4 protein-coding genes are annotated in these 3,863 nt (G+C 62.5%); 2 read left to right on the top strand and 2 right to left on the bottom strand.

All coding sequences use genetic code 11. The features are described from left to right. Positions 1-454 (bottom strand): creatininase family protein (locus tag AC5DC2_RS20840; protein WP_491699872.1); only part of this gene is annotated, 454 nt, incomplete at its 3' end. Then, a complete protein-coding gene (locus AC5DC2_RS20835) occupies positions 426-1,451 on the bottom strand; it encodes a GntR family transcriptional regulator (protein ID WP_491699871.1) in 1,026 nt (341 codons plus the stop codon). The genes AC5DC2_RS20840 and AC5DC2_RS20835, both read right to left, overlap by 29 nt. A gap of 153 nt (positions 1,452-1,604) precedes the next feature. Here AC5DC2_RS20835 and AC5DC2_RS20830 point away from each other — a divergent pair, with 153 nt between their 5' ends. Further along, positions 1,605-3,176, top strand: coding sequence for an ABC transporter substrate-binding protein (locus AC5DC2_RS20830; protein ID WP_024706202.1), 1,572 nt, complete (start codon positions 1,605-1,607; stop codon positions 3,174-3,176). Positions 3,177-3,338: 162 nt separating this feature from the next. Next, the coding region (locus AC5DC2_RS20825) for an ABC transporter permease (protein ID WP_491699870.1) at positions 3,339-3,863 on the top strand (525 nt) is incomplete at its 3' end.

Raw genomic sequence — 3,863 nt, 5'->3', positions numbered from 1 at the left:
CGGGATCGATCTCGCGCACGGCCGCAAACGTCTTCGGCGCCCGCCACCAGTCATGAAAGCGGCAGCGCGCGCCGTCATGGCGTTCCATCCACTCCATGGTCGCCGGCTGGACCGGCGTGTTGCCGCCATGGCCGTTGACGATCAGAATGCGACGAAAGCCGGTCGCATAAAGGCTGTCGAGAATATCGGAAACGAGCGCCGCATAGGTCGAGAGCTTCAGGGTTACAGACCCCGGAAAAGCCATGAAATAAGGCGTCAGCCCGTAGGCGACGGCCGGAAAGACCGGCACGCCCAGCGGCTCGGCGGCATCGGCCGCGACCTTCTCGGAAAGAATACTGTCGACGGAAAGGCTGAGCCAGGCATGCTGCTCGGTGCTGCCGAGCGGCAGGACGCAGCGATCATCCGTCTTCAGATACGCCTCGATCTCAAACCAGTTGCTTTCGGATATTTTCAACGTTGCCCCTCCGTTTCTTGAGGATTTTTGTTCTGTAGGCTTCGATCGTCGGAAGCAGTTCCTTCCGCACGGAATGGATATCGGGCGTGTGCCGGTACTCGAAGGCGCGCTGGTCGGACCTCAGCGTCTCGAGCAGGTATTCGGCGCCGGTCGCGTAGACGAGGACGTCGGCACGGGCGATCGCCTCCTCAGCGCCCGGCTCGCCGCGCACCACCATGGTAAGTTCGGTTATGTGCGGGCCGAAACGGCGGATGCCTGCTTTCATCAGCGTCACGAAAGTGTCGAAATAGGAATATCCGACGACCCCGGCATCGGTCGCGAGCGAGGCAAGCGCCACCCGCGTGGCCTCGTCCGGTATCAGCGTGACGCCGGTGATCGGCGTATCGGCGAAATGATCGCGCGCCGGCTTCAGCAGGCTGCGCGGCGAGATCACCAGGTCGACGCTGCCAGGGGCGATCTCCTTCAGCATGTCCATGGTCGCGACCGAAAGCGTGTCGCCATGGGCAAGGAGCGGGCGCAGCGCCGCCGCATAGGCCTCGGTCGCCTCGATGAAATTGCCGACGATCAAAAGACGCATCGTCATGTCGGGGCGGCTCGGGGCCATGGATACGCGCGTTGCAAGCTCGCTCGGCGACAGGCCGCAGTCGCGGCCAAGCTCCACCAGATCGGCGATCCGCATGTCGAGCTCGCGCAGGCGCGCCTGGTTGCCGGGAACCGAGATGCTCTTGACGAAGGTGCCGGAACCGACGCGCCCTTCCGTATGCCCGACCTCCCGGAGCGCTGCGTAAACGGTACTGACCGTGACCGGCGAGATGCCGAGCCTTGCCGCCAGAGCGCGTACCGACGGCATGCGTCCTCCCGCCGGAAGTTCGCCGGAGGCGATGCCGAACTCCAGCGCTCCGCGCAGCTGCACCGAAACGGGAACCGAAGATGAGCGATCAATGGCATCGATGATGCGATCCATTGCCTGATCGAATTGCACCTGTGTGTCTGTCATAGTGTTATAATGAACAAAAACACCAAGCCTGCCAAGCCTTTGACAGCGCTGTTTTTATGATTTCAAAATCAATTTTGTGACAAATCAGGGTTGACCGTATCAAAAATCCGGGACTATCGTATCAATTATCTGAAACAAAGGGGAACAATCCTGATGAACAAAGCCCTTCTTCGCTCCGCCGTCACCGCGCTCGCGCTGATGGCAGCCGCGCCGGCCGCACTTGCCGACGACCTGATCATCGGCCTGCGTGCCGGCCCCGATTCCATCGACCCGCACTGGTCGACGCTCGGCAGCCAGGCCGAAGCGCTCCGCCACATCTACGACACCGTCGTCGATGTCGATGACAAGCTGCAGCTGAAGCCCGGCCTTGCCGTCAGCTGGGAGCCGATCGACGACACGACCTGGGAATTCAAGCTGCGCGAAGGCGTGAAATTCCATGACGGCTCGGACTTCACCGCCGAGGACGTCAAGTTCTCGATCGAGCGCATTCCGGAAGTCACAGGCCCGATGCCGATGACGCTCTACACCAAATATGTCGACAGCGTCGAAGTGGTCGACGACTATACGCTGCGCGTCCACACCAAGGGCACGGCGCCGGCCCTTCCCAACGACTTCACCCGTCTTTTCGTCGTGCCGTCCGAGACCGGCATGGAAGCCCGCAACGAGGAGTTCAACTCCGGCGAGGCCGCGATCGGCACCGGGCCCTACAAGTTCGTCTCCTGGGAGCCCAAGGGCGACCTCGTGCTCGAGCGCTTCGACGGCTACTGGGGCGAGGAACCGGCCTGGGACAAGGTCATTCGCCGCGAAATTCCGGATGATGCCGCCCGCGTCGCGGCGTTGCGCTCTGGCGATGTCGACCTGATCAACTACGTTCCGGCCTCCGACTATCTGGCCTTCCAGAACGACGACAGTCTGGAGACCTTCATCTCCGACTCGATCTACATCCTCAACATCGCGCCGAGCGTGAAGGATGAGGAGCCGCAGCCGATCACCGTCAACGGCAAGCCGGTCGACGGCAACCCGCTGCAGGATCTGCGCGTCAGAAAGGCGCTCGACCTTGCGATCAACCGCGACGTCCTCGTCAATGTCGTGCTCGAAGGTCTTGGCAACCCGGCCAACCAGCTCATGCCGGAGGGCTTCTTCGGCTACACCGACGAGCTCGGCCCGCGCGAATACGACCTCGAACAGGCCAAGGCGCTCCTGGCCGAAGCCGGTTATCCGGACGGTTTCGAGATCGATTTCACCTGCACCAACAACCGCGTTCCCGGCGATGCCGTGGTCTGCGAGGCGCTGGCGCAGATGTGGGCCCGGCTTGGCCTGAAGGTCAACGCCCAGGCGCTGAACGGCACGGTCTTCTTCCCGGCCGCAGCGCGCGAGGAATACACGATGACCATGTCGGCCTGGGGCACGCTGACGGGCGAGGCAGCCTACACCTACGGCGCCCTGACGCACACCAAGGACGCGGAAAAGGGCTTCGGCAACTTCAACCGCACCGGCTATTCCAACCCGGAATTCGACAAGGTCTTCGACGAAGGCACGCAGACGCTTGACGCCGACAAACGCCGCGAGCTCTATGAGCAGGCCTCCTTCATCGCCATGGATGACCGCGCCCTGATCCCGACCGTCATCCTGCAGACCGTCTGGGCCGCCGATGCCGACACGCTCGACATCACGCCGCGCGTCGACCAGGAAACGCGCGCCTACGAAATCACGCCCGCCCAATAAGGCGTTGCGCGAACGCTCATGCGCCAGGGCGTTCACGGGCTGCGACCGGTTCGGCCGCAGCCCTTCATCGGCGAATGATGCCCGGCCGGATGCCGGATGATCCTGTTCGTGCGATATTCAGCGCGTCGCGCAGATGCGCATGCTTAATTCCAAGAGGCTCGGATGCTTGGTTTTCTTGTCCAGCGGTTTCTGCAGGCCGTTGTCGTCATCTTCGCCATGTCGATTATCGTCTTTCTCGGCGTCTACGCGATCGGCAATCCGATCGACGTGATGATCGATCCCGGCGCGACCCAGGCGATCCGCCAGAAGCTGATCGAGCAATACGGCCTCGACCAACCGCTCTGGCAGCAATATCTGACCTTCTTGTCCAATGTCGCCCATGGCGATCTCGGAACGTCGATGGTCTACAACGTTTCCGTCATCAAGCTCGTCTTCTCCAGACTTCCGGCGACTGTCGAACTGGTCTTCGTCGCCGTGATGATCGCGACCCTGATCGGCATTCCGGCCGGCATCTATGCGGGCTACCGCCCGAACAGCATCCCCGCCAAGGCGATCATGGCGCTGTCGGTTCTCGGCTTCTCCGTCCCCACCTTCTGGATCGGCATGCTGCTGGTCATGGCCTTTGCCGTCAATCTCGGCTGGCTGCCATCGGGCGGGCGCGGCGATGTCGGCTCGTTCTTCGGCCTG

Source organism: Martelella sp., assembly GCF_984369615.1.
Note: the sequence above shows the minus strand (reverse complement) of the source record. Positions and strands in the feature narration are given on the sequence as shown.

Coding starts and splice junctions, on each gene's coding strand:
- AC5DC2_RS20830 (WP_024706202.1), top strand. CDS start 1,605: ATGAACAAAGCCCTTCTTCGCTCCGCCGTCACCGCGCTCGCGCTGATG.
- AC5DC2_RS20835 (WP_491699871.1), bottom strand. CDS start 1,451: ATGACAGACACACAGGTGCAATTCGATCAGGCAATGGATCGCATCATC.